At 64.6% G+C, this 15979-nt stretch carries 13 protein-coding genes; 10 read left to right on the forward strand and 3 right to left on the reverse strand.

Annotation, left to right across the window (positions count from 1 at the left end; genetic code table 11):
- Positions 1 to 77 precede the first annotated feature (77 nt).
- Both BCCGELA001_RS35355 and BCCGELA001_RS35360 read right to left on the reverse strand, forming a co-directional pair.
- Positions 78 to 1253, reverse strand: a complete 1176-nt coding sequence (locus BCCGELA001_RS35355; RefSeq protein WP_060738028.1) for an extracellular catalytic domain type 1 short-chain-length polyhydroxyalkanoate depolymerase — start codon at positions 1251 to 1253, stop codon at positions 78 to 80.
- A gap of 81 nt (positions 1254 to 1334) precedes the next feature.
- Positions 1335 to 1616, reverse strand: a complete 282-nt coding sequence (locus tag BCCGELA001_RS35360) for a hypothetical protein (RefSeq protein WP_008540402.1) — start codon at positions 1614 to 1616, stop codon at positions 1335 to 1337.
- Between the two features lie 334 nt (positions 1617 to 1950).
- Between BCCGELA001_RS35360 and BCCGELA001_RS35365 the strand changes: the two genes are divergently transcribed.
- Both BCCGELA001_RS35365 and BCCGELA001_RS35370 read left to right on the forward strand, forming a co-directional pair.
- Positions 1951 to 3186: an LLM class flavin-dependent oxidoreductase gene (locus BCCGELA001_RS35365; protein ID WP_060737404.1), complete on the forward strand. Its 1236-nt coding sequence runs from the start codon at positions 1951 to 1953 to the stop codon at positions 3184 to 3186.
- Between the two features lie 149 nt (positions 3187 to 3335).
- Positions 3336 to 4712, forward strand: coding sequence for a cytochrome P450 (locus BCCGELA001_RS35370; protein WP_060737405.1), 1377 nt, complete (start codon positions 3336 to 3338; stop codon positions 4710 to 4712).
- 290 nt (positions 4713 to 5002) lie between these two features.
- On the opposite strand, the gene BCCGELA001_RS35375 is transcribed toward BCCGELA001_RS35370, so the two are convergent.
- Positions 5003 to 5842: an SDR family NAD(P)-dependent oxidoreductase gene (locus BCCGELA001_RS35375; protein ID WP_060737406.1), complete on the reverse strand. Its 840-nt coding sequence runs from the start codon at positions 5840 to 5842 to the stop codon at positions 5003 to 5005.
- Positions 5843 to 6021: 179 nt separating this feature from the next.
- Here BCCGELA001_RS35375 and BCCGELA001_RS35380 point away from each other — a divergent pair, with 179 nt between their 5' ends.
- From BCCGELA001_RS35380 to BCCGELA001_RS35415, 8 genes are all read left to right on the forward strand, one after another.
- On the forward strand, positions 6022 to 6987 hold the full coding sequence (locus BCCGELA001_RS35380; protein ID WP_060737407.1) for a sensor histidine kinase: 966 nt from the start codon (positions 6022 to 6024) through the stop codon (positions 6985 to 6987).
- Positions 6988 to 7258: 271 nt separating this feature from the next.
- Positions 7259 to 8995 (forward strand): putative bifunctional diguanylate cyclase/phosphodiesterase, encoded by a 1737-nt coding sequence (locus BCCGELA001_RS35385; protein WP_008540395.1) that lies wholly within the window; start codon positions 7259 to 7261, stop codon positions 8993 to 8995.
- 108 nt (positions 8996 to 9103) lie between these two features.
- The gene (locus BCCGELA001_RS35390) at positions 9104 to 10540 is read left to right on the forward strand and encodes a sigma-54 interaction domain-containing protein (RefSeq protein WP_008540394.1); all 1437 of its coding nucleotides are present in this window, start codon (positions 9104 to 9106) and stop codon (positions 10538 to 10540) included.
- 332 nt (positions 10541 to 10872) lie between these two features.
- Positions 10873 to 12057 (forward strand): substrate-binding domain-containing protein, encoded by a 1185-nt coding sequence (locus BCCGELA001_RS35395; protein WP_060737408.1) that lies wholly within the window; start codon positions 10873 to 10875, stop codon positions 12055 to 12057.
- A gap of 170 nt (positions 12058 to 12227) precedes the next feature.
- Entirely contained in the window at positions 12228 to 13004 is a 777-nt protein-coding gene (locus BCCGELA001_RS35400; RefSeq protein WP_008540391.1) for an ABC transporter ATP-binding protein, read from the forward strand.
- Positions 13001 to 13723, forward strand: a complete 723-nt coding sequence (locus tag BCCGELA001_RS35405; RefSeq protein WP_008540390.1) for an ABC transporter ATP-binding protein — start codon at positions 13001 to 13003, stop codon at positions 13721 to 13723. Before BCCGELA001_RS35400 ends, BCCGELA001_RS35405 begins: the two co-directional genes overlap by 4 nt.
- Positions 13720 to 14730 carry a branched-chain amino acid ABC transporter permease gene (locus tag BCCGELA001_RS35410; RefSeq protein WP_060737409.1) on the forward strand — a complete coding sequence of 337 codons (1011 nt, stop codon included), beginning with the start codon at positions 13720 to 13722 and terminating at the stop codon, positions 14728 to 14730. Before BCCGELA001_RS35405 ends, BCCGELA001_RS35410 begins: the two co-directional genes overlap by 4 nt.
- A complete protein-coding gene (locus BCCGELA001_RS35415; RefSeq protein ID WP_008540386.1) occupies positions 14727 to 15812 on the forward strand; it encodes a branched-chain amino acid ABC transporter permease in 1086 nt (361 codons plus the stop codon). The genes BCCGELA001_RS35410 and BCCGELA001_RS35415 overlap by 4 nt, the downstream gene beginning before the upstream one ends.
- Positions 15813 to 15979 lie beyond the last annotated feature (167 nt).

Consider the following 15979-nt stretch of genomic DNA (forward strand, 5'->3'; position numbering starts at 1 on the left):
GCACCAAACTCAGCCGTCGTCCCGGCGGAACCCATAACCACAGGAAGATGTGGTTACGGGGACTCGACGGCTGAGACTTACTTCATCAGCCCCGCGGCGGTCAGTGCGCGCGTGATGATCTGGCCGAGATCGAAGCTGCGGGTGGCCTCGCGCTTGGTGTCAGTGGGCTGTTCGGCGACGGCGGTGCGGATCGAGCGGGCGAGATGCGGCGCGGGTGTCAGCGCCGGCTTTGGCACCGCGGGCTTTGCCTCCGCTTTCTTCGTGGCGTCCGGAATCCAGCCGGTGAGGCCGAAGAATTTTGCGATGTGGTATGACGAGGAGATGCCAGCCTCGATCAGGAATGCGCCTTCCATGCCGTAACGCTGGTCGTTGTCGGCAAGGCCGAGCGGCGTGCCATGCGCCATGTCCGTGATGGCGTAGGACTCGACCAGCGTCTCGCCGTCCTTGTTCCACCAGGCCTGGCGCGGATAGCCGTCGACATTGATCTCGGCCATCGGTGCGTCCGGCAGGCCATGCAGATCGAGCCATTGCTTGACGATCTCGTTGGCATTGCCGGGATTGACGGTGCGGTCGGCGCTGCCGTGCCACACCGAGATCTTCGGCCAGGGGCCGCGATGATCGGAAGCGTTGCGCACGAGATCGCCGAGCTCGCGCGCGGGACGCGTTGGCGAATGGAACATGCCGTCCAGCGCTTCGCGCAAATTCGAGGCGATGCCGTAAGGAAGCCCGGCAATCACTGCGCCGGCCGCAAAGACCTCCGGATAGGTCGCGAGCATCACCGACGTCATGCCGCCGCCGGCGGACAGGCCGGTGATGAAGATGCGCCTCGGATCGATGCGATGCGCCTCAACCATATGCGCGATCATCTCGCGGATCGAACGCGCCTCGCCGGAGTCGCGCACCATGTCTTCGGGATTGAACCAGTTGAAGCAGGTGTTGCCGTTATTGATGCGCTGCTGCTCGGGCATCACCAGCGCGAAGCCGTAGTGCTGCGCCAGCGTCGACCATCCCGCGCCGAGATCGTAACCGGCCGCGGTCTGGCCGCAGCCATGCAGCACGACGACCAGCGCACGCGGCGTCTGGAGCTGCGCCGGCACGAAGGCGAACATGTGCAAGGCGCCGGGATTGTCACCGAAATCCGTGACCTCCTGCAGCGGGCTGGAGGAATCCGCGCTGCGGCCGAGCTCGGCAAAGCGCAGACCGTCCAGCTTGGGCAGACGTCTCAACAGATCGACATTTCGGGCTAGCGACACGGCAAATTCCTGGTGGGCGACGTTCAACGTCCAGCCAAACCAGATAGTTGCTGCATTGCGAAATAAAAAGACCGTGCGCTGTCAATCTGGTGAAATTCGCGGGATTTCCCGCGAAAATCCGCAGATATCAACCGCAAATGCTTCAAATTCCTGCAGAGGCGCGACGCTTCCACGCCAGAAATGCGGCACATCACGATGAATGTCACAAACAGCGCGAGCGAGACGAAAAAGGCTGCGCGTGCTGATTGCGGCCACTCCGGCCGCATTTCCGGTCGGTGCGGTCGTGCCGTAGGCGACGACGATCATCGCGAGCACCAGCGCGGGGCGCCTCTTCGTTCGGTCGCGGATCTCGTCGCTCTCCACGCGTCCGATATCAATCGAGTCACGCCCTCTCGCCACGTCATCGCGAGCGCAGCGAAGCAATCCAGAGTTTCTCCGCCGAGACACTCTGGATTGCTTCGTCGCTACGCTCCTCGCAATGACGGCGTGGCACCATCGGGACACTGAACGACATCCGCCTCCGCTGAGGCTCCTCCTCACCCCGGCCCTCTCGCCGCAAGCAGGGAAAAGGCGGAAGCACCTCGCCACGCCGCATGCCTGCATTCCGCAACACGGGACATCGCGCGATTGCGTTCGTGCCGTCAGGCACGTAGCCTCATCGCCTCAACAAACAGAAAATCAAGCCGGAGAGACCGCCATGGCGCGCCTGAAGTTCGGAGCCTTTCTTGCCCCGCATCACCCGATCGGGGAGCATCCGATGCTCCAGTTCCGGCGCGATCTCGACCTGGTCGAGCAACTCGACGCGCTCGGCTACGACGAGTTCTGGTGTGGCGAGCATCACTCCTCCGGCTGGGAGATGATCGCATCGCCCGAGATGTTCTTGGCCGCGGCGGGCGAGCGCACCAAGCGGATCAAGCTTGGCACCGGCGTGGTGTCGCTGCCCTATCACCATCCCTTCAACGTCGCCCAGCGCATGGTGCAGCTCGACCACATGACCGGCGGCCGCGCCATCTTCGGCTCCGGGCCCGGCGCGCTGGCGTCGGACGCGCACACGCTCGGCATCGACCCCATGACGCAACGCGACCGCCAGGACGAAGCCATCGGCGTGATCCGCCGTCTTTTCAACGGCGAACGCGTCACCGCCAAGAGCGACTGGTTCACCATGAACGACGCCGCATTGCAGATCCTGCCCTTGCAGGAGGAGATGCCGTTCGTGGTGGCTTCGCAGATCTCGCCGTCGGGCATGACGCTCGCCGGCAAGTACGGCATCGGCATCATCTCGCTGGGATCGATGACGACGCAGGGACTGATGTCGCTGCAGCAGCAATGGCAGTTCGCGGAAGATGCTGCGAAGAAGCACGGCACCACGGTGAGCCGCGCCGACTGGCGCGTGCTGTTGACCTTCCACATTGCCGAGACCCGCGAGCAGGCGCGCCGCGAGGCCGGCGCCGGGCTGATGCGCTGGCACAACGAATATAATGTCGGCACGCTGCAGCGGCCGGGCCTCACCGCGTTCTCCTCGCCCGATGAGGCCGTGGACAAGACCGCCTTCGTCGAAGGTGCGGCGTCCACCATCGGCACACCCGACGATCTCGTCAAAACCATCAAGAACGTGATGCAGGTGTCCGGCGGCGTCGGCGCCATCATCGGCTTCGTGCACGACTGGGCCAACCCGGAGAACACCCGCCGCAGCTGGGACATGGTGGCGCGCTACGTCGTGCCGGAGATCAACGGCTATATCGACGGCCTGCGCAAGTCGCAAAAATTCGTGATCGAGAATCGTGCGATATTCGAGCGCGCGGGACAGGCGGTGATGGCCAAGATCATGGAGAACGAAAAGGCCGCGGAGGCGCTAAAGGTCACGGGCCCCGGACGCGTCGCCATTCCCGCCGTCAACGCGCCGGATCTGCAGAAGGAAGCGGCGAAGCAATAGGATGCGAAGCTACTCGTCGTCCGGCCTCGTGCGCAATTGCTCGCTAGGCCGGGACGACCGTAGGTGACAATATTGTGCGCGATACGTTCACCGCATCGGCGTAGTCGGATGTGCTATGCTGGCCGGGACCTCCAACTGGAGCAATCGTCATGTCGATGCAGAATGTGGCCGCCTCTGCGCTTCAGTTCACCGCGCCCAAACGCAACGAGCTGACCCACATCCCCGGCGACGAGGGTTGGCCGATCATCGGCAAGACGTTTCAGGTGCTGGCCGACCCTAAGGGCCATATCGAGAGGAACGGCGCCAAATACGGTCTGGTCTACCGCACCCACATCTTCGGCGAGACCAACATCGTGCTGCTCGGGCCCGAAGCCAATGAGCTCGTGCTGTTCGACCAGCAGAAACTGTTCTCCTCGACGCATGGCTGGAACAAGGTGCTCGGCCTGTTGTTTCCGCGCGGGCTGATGCTGCTCGATTTCGACGAGCACCGGCTGCATCGCAAGGCGCTGTCGGTCGCGTTCAAATCCGGGCCGATGAAATCCTACCTGTCCGATCTCGATCGCGGCATTTCCGCGCGCGTTGCGCAATGGAAGACCAAGCAAGGCGAGATGCTGCTCTATCCGGCGATGAAGCAGCTCACGCTCGATCTCGCTGCGGCCTCGTTCCTCGGCGCCGATATCGGGCCTGAGGTCGATGAGATCAACCGCGCCTTCGTCGACATGGTCGCCGCTGCCGTCGCGCCGGTCCGCCGTCCCCTGCCGGGCACCCAGATGGCGCGCGGCGTGAAGGGCCGCAAGCGAATCGTCGCCTATTTCCGCGAGCAGATTCCGCTCCGGCGCGGCAATCACGGCGGCGACGATCTGTTCTCGCAGCTCTGCCGCGCCACCCACGAGGACGGCGCGCTGCTTTCGGAGCAGGACATCATCGACCATATGAGCTTCCTGATGATGGCGGCGCACGACACGCTGACCTCGTCACTGACCTCCTTCATCGGCGAGCTCGCCGCCAATCCGGACTGGCAGGACAGGCTGCGGGCGGAAGTGCTCGCGCTCGGGCTCGCCCCGGATGCGCCGAGCAGCTTCGACGATCTCGAAAAGATGCCGCTGACCGAGATGGCGTTCAAGGAAGCGCTGCGACTCAAGCCGCCAGTGCCCTCGATGCCGCGCCGCGCGATGCGCGATTTCAGCTTCAAGGGTTTTGCGATTCCGGCCGGCACCGCGGTCGGCATCAATCCGCTCTACACCCATCACATGAAGGAGATCTGGCCCGAGCCTGACCGTTTCGATCCGCTGCGCTTCACCGAGGACGCCCAGCGCAACCGCCACCGCTTCGCCTTCGTGCCGTTCGGCGGCGGCGCGCATATGTGCCTCGGCCTGCACTTCGCCTATATGCAGGCGAAATGCTTTGCGCGGCACTTCCTGCAGAACATCGAGGTGTCGCTAGAACCGGGCTATAAGCCGGACTGGCAGATGTGGCCGATCCCGAAGCCGAAGGACGGGTTGCGGGTGAGGCTGAAGGCGGTTTAGGCGTTCAACTCTCGTGTCCCGGACGCGCGTAGCGCGAGCCGGGACCCAAAAAGCCCAGGGCAAGTCGCGAATAGATGGGCCCCGGCTCTGCGGAGCGGCACTTCGCGCCGCGCCGCGTCCGGGGCACGAGACCTGTCCGCTGCGCGCCCCAATCGAACGCCTTGCGCAGTCTCGTAGGGTGGGCAAAGCGAAGCGTGCCCACCATGCCTCCCCGGACTCGAACACCGATCGTGGGCACGGCGCGCGAAGAGCGCGCCTTTGCCCACCCTACGGCACCGTCGCCGAAGCTTCTACGCCCCCTGATCGAACGCCTTGCGCAGGGCCACATAGCCCTGCTGCTGCTGGCTCCAATTGCGGCCGCCGGTCATGGCGCCGTCGACGACGAGGTCGTGGCCGTTGATGAAGCTGGATTCGTCGCTGGCCAGGAAGACCGCGGCCTGCGCGATGTCGTCGGGAAGACCGGCGCGCGGGATCGGCTGCGCGGTCTTGTAGACTTCGCGCATCACCGCCGGGGTCTTCTCGGCAGCGTCGGTCGAGAGCCCCAGCGCCTTGCCGAAAATGCCGGTCGCGATCGCGCCGGGCGAGATCGCGTTGACGCGCACATTCGATTCGCCGAGCTCCATCGCCACGCATTTGGTGAGATGGATCACCGCCGCCTTGGCCGCGCTGTAAACCATCGAGGACGAGAACCCGGCGAGACGGCCGGCGATGCTGCCATTGTTGATGATGCTGCCGGAACCTTGGCTCTTCATGTGAGGCGCGGCGTGCTTCATGCCAAGCATGACGCTGCGCACCAGCGTCGCCATCGCCGCGTCGAACCGCTCGACCTCCAGGCCTTCGATCCCGCCGGTCTGCGCCGGACCGCCGGCATTGTTAAAAAGGCAGTCGATCCTGCCGAACTTGTCCACGGCGAGCGCGATCAGCGCCTGCATCTGCGCTTCGACCGTGACATCGGTCTGGCGGAAGACGCAATTGGCTCCGAGCTGCTTCGCCAGCGCCTCGCCTTCCGGGACGCGGCGACCCGCGATCACAATTTTGGCACCTTCGGCAACGAAGACTTCCGCGGTACGCAACCCAATTCCGCTCGTCGCGCCGGTGATGACCGCAACCTTGCCGTCCAGCCTGCCCATGGAATGTTCCCGTTTCGAATGATTTGATTTTCAGATGGCGGACACTGACAGATGATGGCGCCGCGACGGCCACTATTCCCGCCGGCCCGCGGGAAGGCAAGCTTTGCTTGCGCTTCCGGCATGCGTAACATCCGCCACCAACGCTCGACCTTCAGACGGGCGTCGCGACCGGGCTGGGCATGGGGAAGCTGATCGACGAGTTCCGCAAAGGCTGGCAGGGTGTGGCGCCGCCATCACTCGGCCTGAGCATCGCCTTCGCGGTCGCGTGCCTGCTGGTCGCGACACTGACACGCTGGGGTCTCGCCCATGTGCGGCCCGACGTCTATTTCACCCCCTACTTTCCCGCCGTGTTCTTTGCCGCCGCCTTCGGCGGCTTCAGGATCGGCATTGCGACGGCTCTGGTCGGCGGCGTGCTCGGCGTGATCGTCAATTTCGGCGACGCCTTCGCCGATCGCGCCCGGTTTGCCCTGCTGACGCTCTATTGGGTGGTTTGCGCGCTCACCATCTGGGGCGTCGAGCACTATCGCACGCTGCTGATCGAGCAGCGCCGGATTTCAAAGCGCCTGATTGAGGAGGAAGACTATCGCAAGCTGCTGGTCGACGAACTCCAGCACCGGCTGAAGAACAAGCTGTCGACGGTGCACGCCGTGCTGCACCAGGTGCTGCACGACCAACCGCAGGTCTGGTCCCGGATCGATCCGAGGCTGCGTTCGCTGGCCGCAACCGACGATCTGATCTCGCGCATCGACAAGGGGGGCTGCGACATCCGCGATCTCCTGATCTCGGAGCTCGGGCCTTACGGCCATGTCCGCTTCACGCTCAACGGCGAGCGGCTGTTCCTGCCGCCGAAGCTCGCGGTGACGCTGTCGCTGATGTTTCACGAGCTCGCCACCAACGCGGGCAAGTATGGCGCGTTCTCTGCGCCGCGCGGATTGCTGCAGGTGTCCTGGACCATCACCGGCGATCGCCTCACCATCACCTGGGACGAAACCGAGGGACCGAGCATCGGTGAGGTGTCGGCTCCGGGCTTCGGCACCAAATTGCTGAAGTCGGCGCTCTCGGCCTTCGACGGCAAGACCGAGCTCTCCTATCTGGCCACCGGCCTGCATTGCATCATGCAATGCCGCATCCCCCCGAACGGTTAGCGGCGCGACCACTTGGGGACCCTCGCAAGTTGTCGTCATGCCCCGGCTTGTCCCGCCATGACGTCGACACAAGCGAAAGAGAACCGCGCGTAGTTTCACTCGGCGCATTGACGCCCTGTTAATGACGATCGTCGACCCGCGTCGCATCGCCGCAAATTTCAGCCAAAACACCCCCGTATTTCTTCGGGGCCCTTAACCAAACTTAAGAGGGAACCGAGCAAGATCGCGTGCATTGCAAACGCGCGCTGAAACAAGAAAATTCATGCCTTCTATGAACGACAACGACCATTCCGGCGCGAGCGAAGGCGAACTCGGATTTCTCAAGGAAATCGTTAGAATGCTTCCGGCCGGCCTGACCGTGCAGGACGCGCATGGCGAGCTTCTGCTGGTTAACGATGCCGCGGCCGCCCAGCTCGGCATCGACGGCAGCCGCCCCTCTCCCGATCTGACGCCGCGCCGCGAAGCCTGCCGACGGGCGCTGAGCGCCGGCCAGGCCGTCATCACCGAGGAAGCGCTTCACGACGGCGCGTCTCGCCAGGTGCTGCTCACGACCCACCGCCCGGTCCGCGTCGCTGGCCGCGAGCTGCTGATCTCGGCGTCCTCCGATATCACCGAGCAAAAGAACTTCGAGGACCAGCTGTTTCGCTCGGCCTATTTCGACGAGCTGACCGGGCTGCCCTCCCGCCGCGTGATCGAGCATCGCGCCAACGGTCTGCTCGCCCGCGATCGCGACGGTGAGCGCTTCGCGCTGGCCTTTCTCGACATCGACAATTTCAAGCACATCAACGACTATTACGGCCATGCCGTCGGCGATGCGCTGCTGGTCGAGCTGTCGAAGCGGCTCGGACGTGACTTGCGCGATTCCGACATGCTCTCGCGCATCTCCGGCGACGAATTCCTGCTGCTGCTCGCGCCGATCCAGAGCCAGGAGGAAATCGCCGAATTCATGCAATCGACGCTGGAGCGGCTGACCGCCCCGTTCTTCATCGACCATTCGGAAATCTTCGCTTCCACATCCGTCGGCATCAGCCTCTATCCCGATCACGGCCGCAGCTTCGAGACCCTGCGCCAGAATGCCGACATCGCGATGTACCGCATCAAGAACGGCGGTAAGGGCTCTGCCGCCTTCTTCGACGCCAGCATGGAGCGCGAGGCGTTGGCGCGCATGAAGGTCGAGCAATCGCTGCGGCTTGCCATTCTGGAAAAGCGCTTCTGCTGCACGTTCCAGTCCAAGGTCGACATCAGGACGCACGCCGTCACGGGCATCGAGGCCTTGGTGCGCCTGCGCGACGATGAAGGCGTGATCCAGGCGCCCGGCTCGTTCATCAACCTCGCCAGCGAGCTCGGCTTGATCGACGAGCTGACTCATCTCGTGCTCGCCGAGATCGTCAAGTCGATCGACCTGATCAACGAGACCTTCAGCGCGGAAGCGACCATCAGCATCAACGTTGCCGCCAAGCAGGCCGGCAACCCCGAATTCATGCGCAGCTTTGCGCAGGCGCTGAACGCGACCGGCTTTCCGCAGCGGTTCATGATCGAGGTGACCGAAGATGCCTTCGTCGCCAAGAATCATTTCCAGGACGAGATCCTGCCGATGTTCCGCAAGCTCGGCGTCGGCATCTCGATCGACGATTTCGGCACCGGCTATTCCTCGCTCTCGGCGCTCGCCGACATCACCGCGGACGAGATCAAGATCGACCGCTCCTTCATCACCGACATCCATAAGCGCCCGCGCAGCCAGGGCATTTTGCGCGCGATCGAATCCTTGAGCGAAGCGCTCGGCATGACCGTGATTGCCGAGGGCCTCGAGTCCTACGAGGAGCTCGCGTACCTCCAGGCCGCAACCAAGATCCGCTACGCGCAGGGCTATTACTTCTCGCGGCCGATCTTCCTGGAGGAGCTGAAGCTCGCTACGCCAGCTTCCAGCGAGGCGCGCTCGAGCGTGGCGAGCCGCCCCACGCAGCAGAACCGCCAGGGCTATTCGCGCGCAAGCGCGTATCGGCGGTAGGACAAGCGGCGCAACAAACATTGCTGTCGTTGGCCTGGTGGGCCAAATCCCCCTTTGAAATCGCTGCTCTTTTGCTAATACACAGGCAGACTTCCCGCGAGGTACGTCATGCCCGCCTTCTCCATCAGCGATCCCGCTTATCTCCGTGCGCGCGCGATGGAGACGCTGTTCGAGCGGCTGGAGAAGCTCTGCGAGGGCGCGATTGCGATCGATCGCGGCGGGCGGGTCGTCTACGTCAACGAGAAATATCTCACGGCGCTCGGCCTCAAGCAGACCCATGAGGCGATCGGCCGCCCGATCGAGGAGGTCATCCCCAACAGCCTGATGCGGAAGGTGGCGGAGACCGGCGAGCCGATCCTGCTCGACATCATGGAACTCGGCGGCGAGCAGTTGGTCGTCACCCGCATGCCGATCGAGGACGAGGACGGCAAGGTGATCGGCGCGATCGGCTTCGTGCTCTACCACCATCTCGAAAGCCTGAAGCCGCTGCTCGCCCGCGTCGCGCAGCTCGAGAGCGATTTACGGCTGGCGCGGCGGCAATTGTCCAACGCCCGCGCCGCGCGCTTCACCTTCGCCGATTTCGTCGGCACCACGCGGGGAATCGCGCAAGCCAAGGAGCTGGCCAGCCGCGCCGCGCGGCAGAGCGTGACGGTGCTGCTGACCGGCGAAACCGGAACGGGCAAGGAGATGCTGGCGCAGGCGATCCACAACGCCTCGTCCCGCGCCGAGAAGCCTTTCGTCAGCGTCAATGTCGCCGCGATACCAGACACCCTGATCGAGTCGGAGTTCTTCGGCACCGCGCCGGGCGCCTATACCGGGGCCGACCGCAGAGGGCGTGAGGGCAAGTTCCGCATCGCCGACGGCGGCACGCTGTTCCTCGACGAGATCGGCGAGATGCCGCTGCAGTTGCAGGCCAAGCTGCTGCGCGTGCTCCAGGAACGCGAGGTCGAGCCGCTCGGCTCGGACAAGATCTCCAAGGTAGACGTGCGCGTCGTCGCCGCTACCAATGTGGATTTGCGCAAACGCGTCAGCGAGGGCACGTTTCGCCCTGACCTGTACTATCGCCTCAACGTGCTCGCGATCGACCTGCCGCCGCTGCGCCAGTGCCTCGATGACCTTCCCGACATCTGCGCCCGGCTGCTCGAGGACATCGGTGCCTCCGGCGACTATGCCAGCACCAGGATCACGCCGAGCGCGCTCGCCGCCCTTGCGCGCTACGACTGGCCCGGCAACGTCCGCGAGCTCCGCAACATCCTGGAACGGGCGCTGATCCTCAGCGATTCCGGGCGGCTGACCGGCGACGATTTCGTTCGCATCCTTCCCGTCGGGGCCGAGATCAGGCCGGCAGCACCCGAGCGCGCGGCCGGAACGGTCGTGCCCTATGCCGAAGCCGAGGCCGAGTTCGAGAAGCACACGCTCGAACAAGCGCTCGCCGCCAGCAACGGCCAGATCACGGAGGCCGCCCGGATGCTGCGCATCTCGCGCGCGACCTTTTACAAGAAGCTCGCCAAGTTCGGCCTCGCCGCAGGATCGGCCTCCGTCTGAGTTTGGAGACGACGCATGTCTGGAGTCTCGGATTCCTGACACCCCGCTGGCTGCCTTCGCCTGAGGCCGTCACCGGTAATTGCCGCATTTTCGGCCACTCCCGCGGAAAACTTCGCTTCTGGCGCGGAGCTTGCTCTGGGCCGCCGAGAGAAAACGGCATGGGCTGATGCGAGGCCGGGATCGTTAACCCGGCTCGCGACGATCCGGCACATACACGTCAACAGACTGTCATATGCAGCCTCATGCAAGCACCACCGGAAGGTGGAATTGCAATGTCTGCACACTTGTGCAAATCGCTTTGACCAAGGCAGTTCATTCAGGGAGGGACCATCGTGCGTCGATCATTCATCCTAACAACAACCATCCTCGCGCTTGCCGCGGGCAGCTCCGCACGGGCCGACGACCTCAAGGTCGCGCTGATCTACGGCAAGACCGGTCCGCTCGAGGCCTATGCCAAGCAGACCGAGACCGGTCTGAAGATGGGCTTCGAATACGCCACCAAGGGAACCATGACGCTCGACGGTCGCAAGATCGTCGTCATCACCAAGGACGACCAGGGCAAGCCGGATCTGGCCAAGGCCGCGCTCGCGGAAGCCTATCAGGACGACAAGGCCGACATCGCGATCGGCACGACCTCGTCGGCTGCGGCGCTCGCCATTCTTCCCGTCGCCGAGGAGAACAAGAAGATCCTGATCGTCGAGCCGGCCGTCGCGGATCAAATTACCGGCGAGAAGTGGAATCGCTACATCTTCCGAACCGCGCGCAACTCCTCGCAGGACGCGATCTCCAACGCGGTCGCGATCGGCAAGCAGGGCGTGACCGTCGCGACGCTGGCGCAGGACTACGCGTTCGGCCGCGACGGCGTCGCCGCCTTCAAGGAGGCGCTCGCCAAGACCGGCGCCACGCTCGCCGCGGAGGAATATGCCCCGACCTCAACCACCGACTTCACCGCGGTCGGCCAACGCCTGTTCGACGCGCTGAAGGACAAGCCCGGCCGCAAGGTGATCTGGGTGATCTGGGCCGGCGCCGGCAATCCGCTGGCCAAGCTCCAGGACATGGATCCGAAGCGCTACGGCATCGAGCTGTCGACCGGCGGCAACATCCTGCCGGCGCTCGCGGCCTATAAGGGCCTGCCCGGCATGGAAGGCGCGACCTATTATTTCTACGAGATCCCGAAGAACCCGGTGAACGACTGGCTGGTCGCCGAGCACCAGAAGCGCTTCAACGCGCCGCCGGACTTCTTCACCGCGGGCGGCTTCGCCGCCGCGATGTCGGTCGTCGCCGCCGTCACCAAGGCGAAATCGACCGACAGCGAGAAGCTGATCACGGCGATGGAAGGCCTGGAGTTCGACACGCCGAAGGGCAAGATGGTGTTCCGCAAAGACGACCATCAGGCGCTGCAGAGCATGTATCACTTCAAGGTCAAGGTCGACCCGAACGTCGCCTGGGCCGTGCTCGACCCGGTACGTGAGCTGAAGATCGAGGACATGGACGTTCCCGTCCGCAACAAGCGGTAGGCTCCTTGCTTCACCTCTCCCGCTCGCGGGAGAGGCCGGGAGAGGGCTCTCTGCTCTTGGGGGTCTTCGCCTGTGGCGATAGCCCTCTCCCCAGCCCTCCCCCGCAAGCGGGAAGGGAGCGCAGCGTGATCGTGGACGCACCTTCATTTCACCATTCATTTTGACACCACATGCCCCTCACCCTCGAAACCCGCGATCTCACCATCCGCTTCGGCGGGCATGTCGCCGTCAACAACGTCACCTGCACGTTCCGGCCGGGCGAGCTCACGGCCATCGTCGGGCCGAACGGCGCCGGCAAGACCACCTATTTCAATTTGATCTCGGGCCAGCTTCGTGCATCGAGCGGCAGCATCCTGTTCGACGGCACCGACATCACTGAGCATTCCGCGCCGATGCGGACCCGTGCGGGGCTCGGGCGCGCGTTCCAGCTCACCAACCTGTTCCCGAACCTGACCGTGGAAGAGAATGTCCGCCTCGCGGTGCAGGCGGCGAGCGGCACGCATTACGACATGCTGCGCCCCTGGATGGTCCGCCGCGACCTGATCGCACGGGCCGACGCCATCCTCGACCAGGTCGCGCTGGGCAGCCGCCGCGGCGTCGCCGCGACCGTGCTGTCACATGGCGACCAGCGCAAGCTCGAGGTGGCGCTGATGATCGCGCTGGAGCCGAAAGTGTTCATGTTCGACGAGCCGACCGCGGGCATGAGCATCGACGAGGTGCCCGTCGTCCTGAACCTGATCGCTCAGCTCAAGCAGGACAGCAGCAAGATCATCCTGCTGGTCGAGCACAAGATGGACGTGGTGCGCTCGCTCGCCGACCGCATCATCGTGCTGCATAACGGGCAGCTGGTTGCGGACGGGGCGCCTGCCGAAGTGATCGCCTCGCCGATCGTGCAGGAGGCGTATCTCGGCGTCGCACCCAAGAACGCTGCAGAGAGTGCAGCATGACCGATCTTCTCAAACTCTCCGGCGTGCACACCCATATCGGCCGCTATCACATCCTCCAGGGCATCGACCTCACGGTCGCGCAGGGCCAGGTCACGATGCTGCTCGGCCGCAACGGCGCCGGCAAGACCACGACGCTGCGCACGATCATGGGTCTGTGGCCGGCCTCCAGCGGTGAGATCAGCCTCGCCGGGATGCGCATCGAGAGCCGCGCCACGCCCGATATCGCCCGGCTCGGCGTCGGCTATGTGCCCGAGAGCATGGCGGTGTTCTCCGATCTCACGGTGAAGGAGAACCTGGTGCTCGCGGCGCGCGACGGGCCGCTCGACGACACCCAGCTCGACTGGATCTTCGGCTTCTTCCCCGCGCTGCGCCGGTTTTGGCTGTCGCGTGCGGGAAGCCTCTCCGGCGGACAGAAACAGATGCTGTCGATCGCGCGCGCCATCATCGAGCCGCGCAAGCTGCTCCTGATCGACGAGCCGACCAAGGGCCTCGCGCCCGCGATCGTGATGGCGCTGATCGAATGCCTGAAGGAGATCAAGCGCAAGGGCGCGACGATCCTCATGGTCGAGCAGAACTTCTTCGCCGCCCGCGAGCTCGGCGACAGCGTGCTGGTCATGGACAACGGCACCATCGTCCATGGCGGCGAGATGTCGGCGCTCGCCGCCGACGTGCCGCTGCAAGAGCGACTGCTCGGCCTGAGCCTGGAGACGCATCAGTGACTGACCTTGCCGCGAACGATCCGCTGCCGAAGCCGAAGCGCGACCTCGCGCCGATCCTGCTGCCTGTGGCGCTCGCCCTCCTCATGCTTCCGCTGATCGGCTCGACCTCGTCCTGGCTAACGCTGACCGTGGCGAGCCTCGCCATGGGCATGATGATCTTCATCATGGCCTCCGGCCTCACGCTCGTGTTCGGCCTGATGGACGTGCTCAATTTCGGCCATGGCGCCTTCATCGCCGTCGGCGCCTACATCGCGACCCTGGTGCTGGCACCGTTTGCGGCTTCCATTCAGGCCGATTCGCTCTGGATGAACCTCGCCGTACTGGCGCCGGCGGCGCTGCTGGCGATGGCGGTCTCGGGGGCGCTCGGCCTCGTCGTCGAGCGCGTGCTGATCCTGCCCGTCTATGGCCAGCATCTGAAGCAGATCCTGATGACGACGGGCGGCCTGATCGTCGCCGAGCAGACGCTTTATGCGCTCTGGGGACCGCAGATCATCCCGATGCCGCTGCCGACCTCGCTGCGCGGCTCCTTCATCCTCGGCGACGTCGCCATTGCCAAGTACCGCGTGCTGGCGATGCTGATCGGCCTCGGCATCTTCATCGCGATTCAGCTCGTGCTCAATCGAAGCAAGATTGGCCTCCTGATCCGCGCCGGGGTCGAGAATCGCGAGATGGTGGAGGCGCTCGGCTATCGCATCCGCCGCCTTTTCCTCGGCGTGTTCATGACGGGATCGGCGCTGGCCGGCCTCGGCGGCGTGATGTGGGCGCTCTATCGCGAGCAGGTGCACGCGTCCATGAGTGACGAGCTCACCGTGCTGATCTTCATCGTCGTCATCATCGGTGGCCTAGGGTCGATCGGCGGCTGCTTCATCGGCGCGATCCTGGTGGCGATGGTGGCCAATTACGGCGGCTTCCTGGTGCCGAAGCTCGCCCTCGTCTCCAACATCCTGCTGATGGTCGCCATTCTGATGTGGCGGCCGCGCGGCCTCTATGCGGTGACCAGCCGATGATGCTCCTCTCAGGCGACCCGCCGCGCAGCCGCGTCCTCACGCTCGTTCTTGTCCTCATCATCCTGGCGCTGGCGGCAACGCCGTTCCTGTTCCCGGGCGCCAAGGCGCTGAACGTCGCGGCCAAGATCTGCGTCTTCGCCGCGTTGGTCGCGTCCTACGATCTGCTGCTCGGCTACACCGGCTCGGTCTCGTTCGCCCACACCATGTTCTACGGCATCGGCAGCTACGCCATCGCGATCGCGCTGTACGGAATGGGCCCGAACTGGGCCGCGGTCGCCACCGGCATCGTCATCGGCCTGCCGCTCGCAGCGCTGCTGGCGCTCGCGATCGGGCTGTTCTCGCTGCGGGTCGCCGCGATCTTCTTTGCCATGATCACGCTTGCGGTCGCCTCGGCCTTCCAGGTGCTGGCCTCGCAACTGTCCTGGCTCACCGGCGGCGAGGACGGACGCAGCTTCCAGCTGCCCGAGCTGCTGCGTCCCGGCACCGTGCTGATCTCGAAGAACCTGTTCGGCTTCGAGATCAACGGCCGCATCCTGACCTTCTACCTGGTGCTCGCCATCTCGGCGCTGATGATCCTGGCTCTGCTGCGGGTGGTGAACTCCCCGTTCGGGCGCGTGCTGCAGGCGATCCGCGAGAACCGCTTCCGCGCCGAGGCGCTCGGCTTCCGCACCGTGTTCCACCTGACCTATGCCAACTGCATCGCGGCGCTGGTCGCCGCGAGCGCCGGCATCCTGAACGCGCTGTGGCTGCGCTATGCCGGGCCCGATACCTCGCTCAGCTTCTCGATCATGCTGGACATTCTGCTGATGGTGGTGATCGGCGGCATGGGCACCATCTACGGCGCGATCATCGGCGCCACCATCTTCATCCTCGCCCAGAACTATCTGCAGTCGCTGATGAAGGTCGCCTCCACGGCGGCGTCGGAAGCCGGGCTGCCGCTGCTGCCGGGGCTGTTGCACCCCGACCGCTGGCTGCTGTGGCTCGGGCTGCTGTTCATCGCCAGCGTCTATTTCTTCCCCACCGGCGTGGTCGGACGGCTGCGCAAGGTCGGCGGCGACAAGAGCGCGGGCGCCTCGCATTAAGTAACGATTCATGATGCAGCGCAGCGTTCGCGATGTACATGACACAACCGTGACGCGACTCGCGCCCGGCTGCGTGCGAGCGCGATTGCACAACCGGATTAATGCTTAGGTAACTGGCTTTCCTAAGCTTTGCGCCATTTGTGCGGTGTATTCCTGTTCCTCCAGGG

The organism is Bradyrhizobium sp. CCGE-LA001 (assembly GCF_000296215.2).
GTDB lineage: Bacteria > Pseudomonadota > Alphaproteobacteria > Rhizobiales > Xanthobacteraceae > Bradyrhizobium.

What these genes read in the sequence shown, in the direction of transcription:
- BCCGELA001_RS35415 (WP_008540386.1), top strand. Translation starts at nt 14,727, where the DNA reads ATGATGCTCCTCTCAGGCGACCCGCCGCGCAGCCGCGTCCTCACGCTC.
- BCCGELA001_RS35365 (WP_060737404.1), top strand. Translation starts at nt 1,951, where the DNA reads ATGGCGCGCCTGAAGTTCGGAGCCTTTCTTGCCCCGCATCACCCGATC.
- BCCGELA001_RS35370 (WP_060737405.1), top strand. Translation starts at nt 3,336, where the DNA reads ATGTCGATGCAGAATGTGGCCGCCTCTGCGCTTCAGTTCACCGCGCCC.
- BCCGELA001_RS35400 (WP_008540391.1), top strand. Translation starts at nt 12,228, where the DNA reads ATGCCCCTCACCCTCGAAACCCGCGATCTCACCATCCGCTTCGGCGGG.
- BCCGELA001_RS35405 (WP_008540390.1), top strand. Translation starts at nt 13,001, where the DNA reads ATGACCGATCTTCTCAAACTCTCCGGCGTGCACACCCATATCGGCCGC.
- BCCGELA001_RS35375 (WP_060737406.1), bottom strand. Translation starts at nt 5,842, where the DNA reads ATGGGCAGGCTGGACGGCAAGGTTGCGGTCATCACCGGCGCGACGAGC.
- BCCGELA001_RS35385 (WP_008540395.1), top strand. Translation starts at nt 7,259, where the DNA reads ATGAACGACAACGACCATTCCGGCGCGAGCGAAGGCGAACTCGGATTT.
- BCCGELA001_RS35390 (WP_008540394.1), top strand. Translation starts at nt 9,104, where the DNA reads ATGCCCGCCTTCTCCATCAGCGATCCCGCTTATCTCCGTGCGCGCGCG.
- BCCGELA001_RS35380 (WP_060737407.1), top strand. Translation starts at nt 6,022, where the DNA reads ATGGGGAAGCTGATCGACGAGTTCCGCAAAGGCTGGCAGGGTGTGGCG.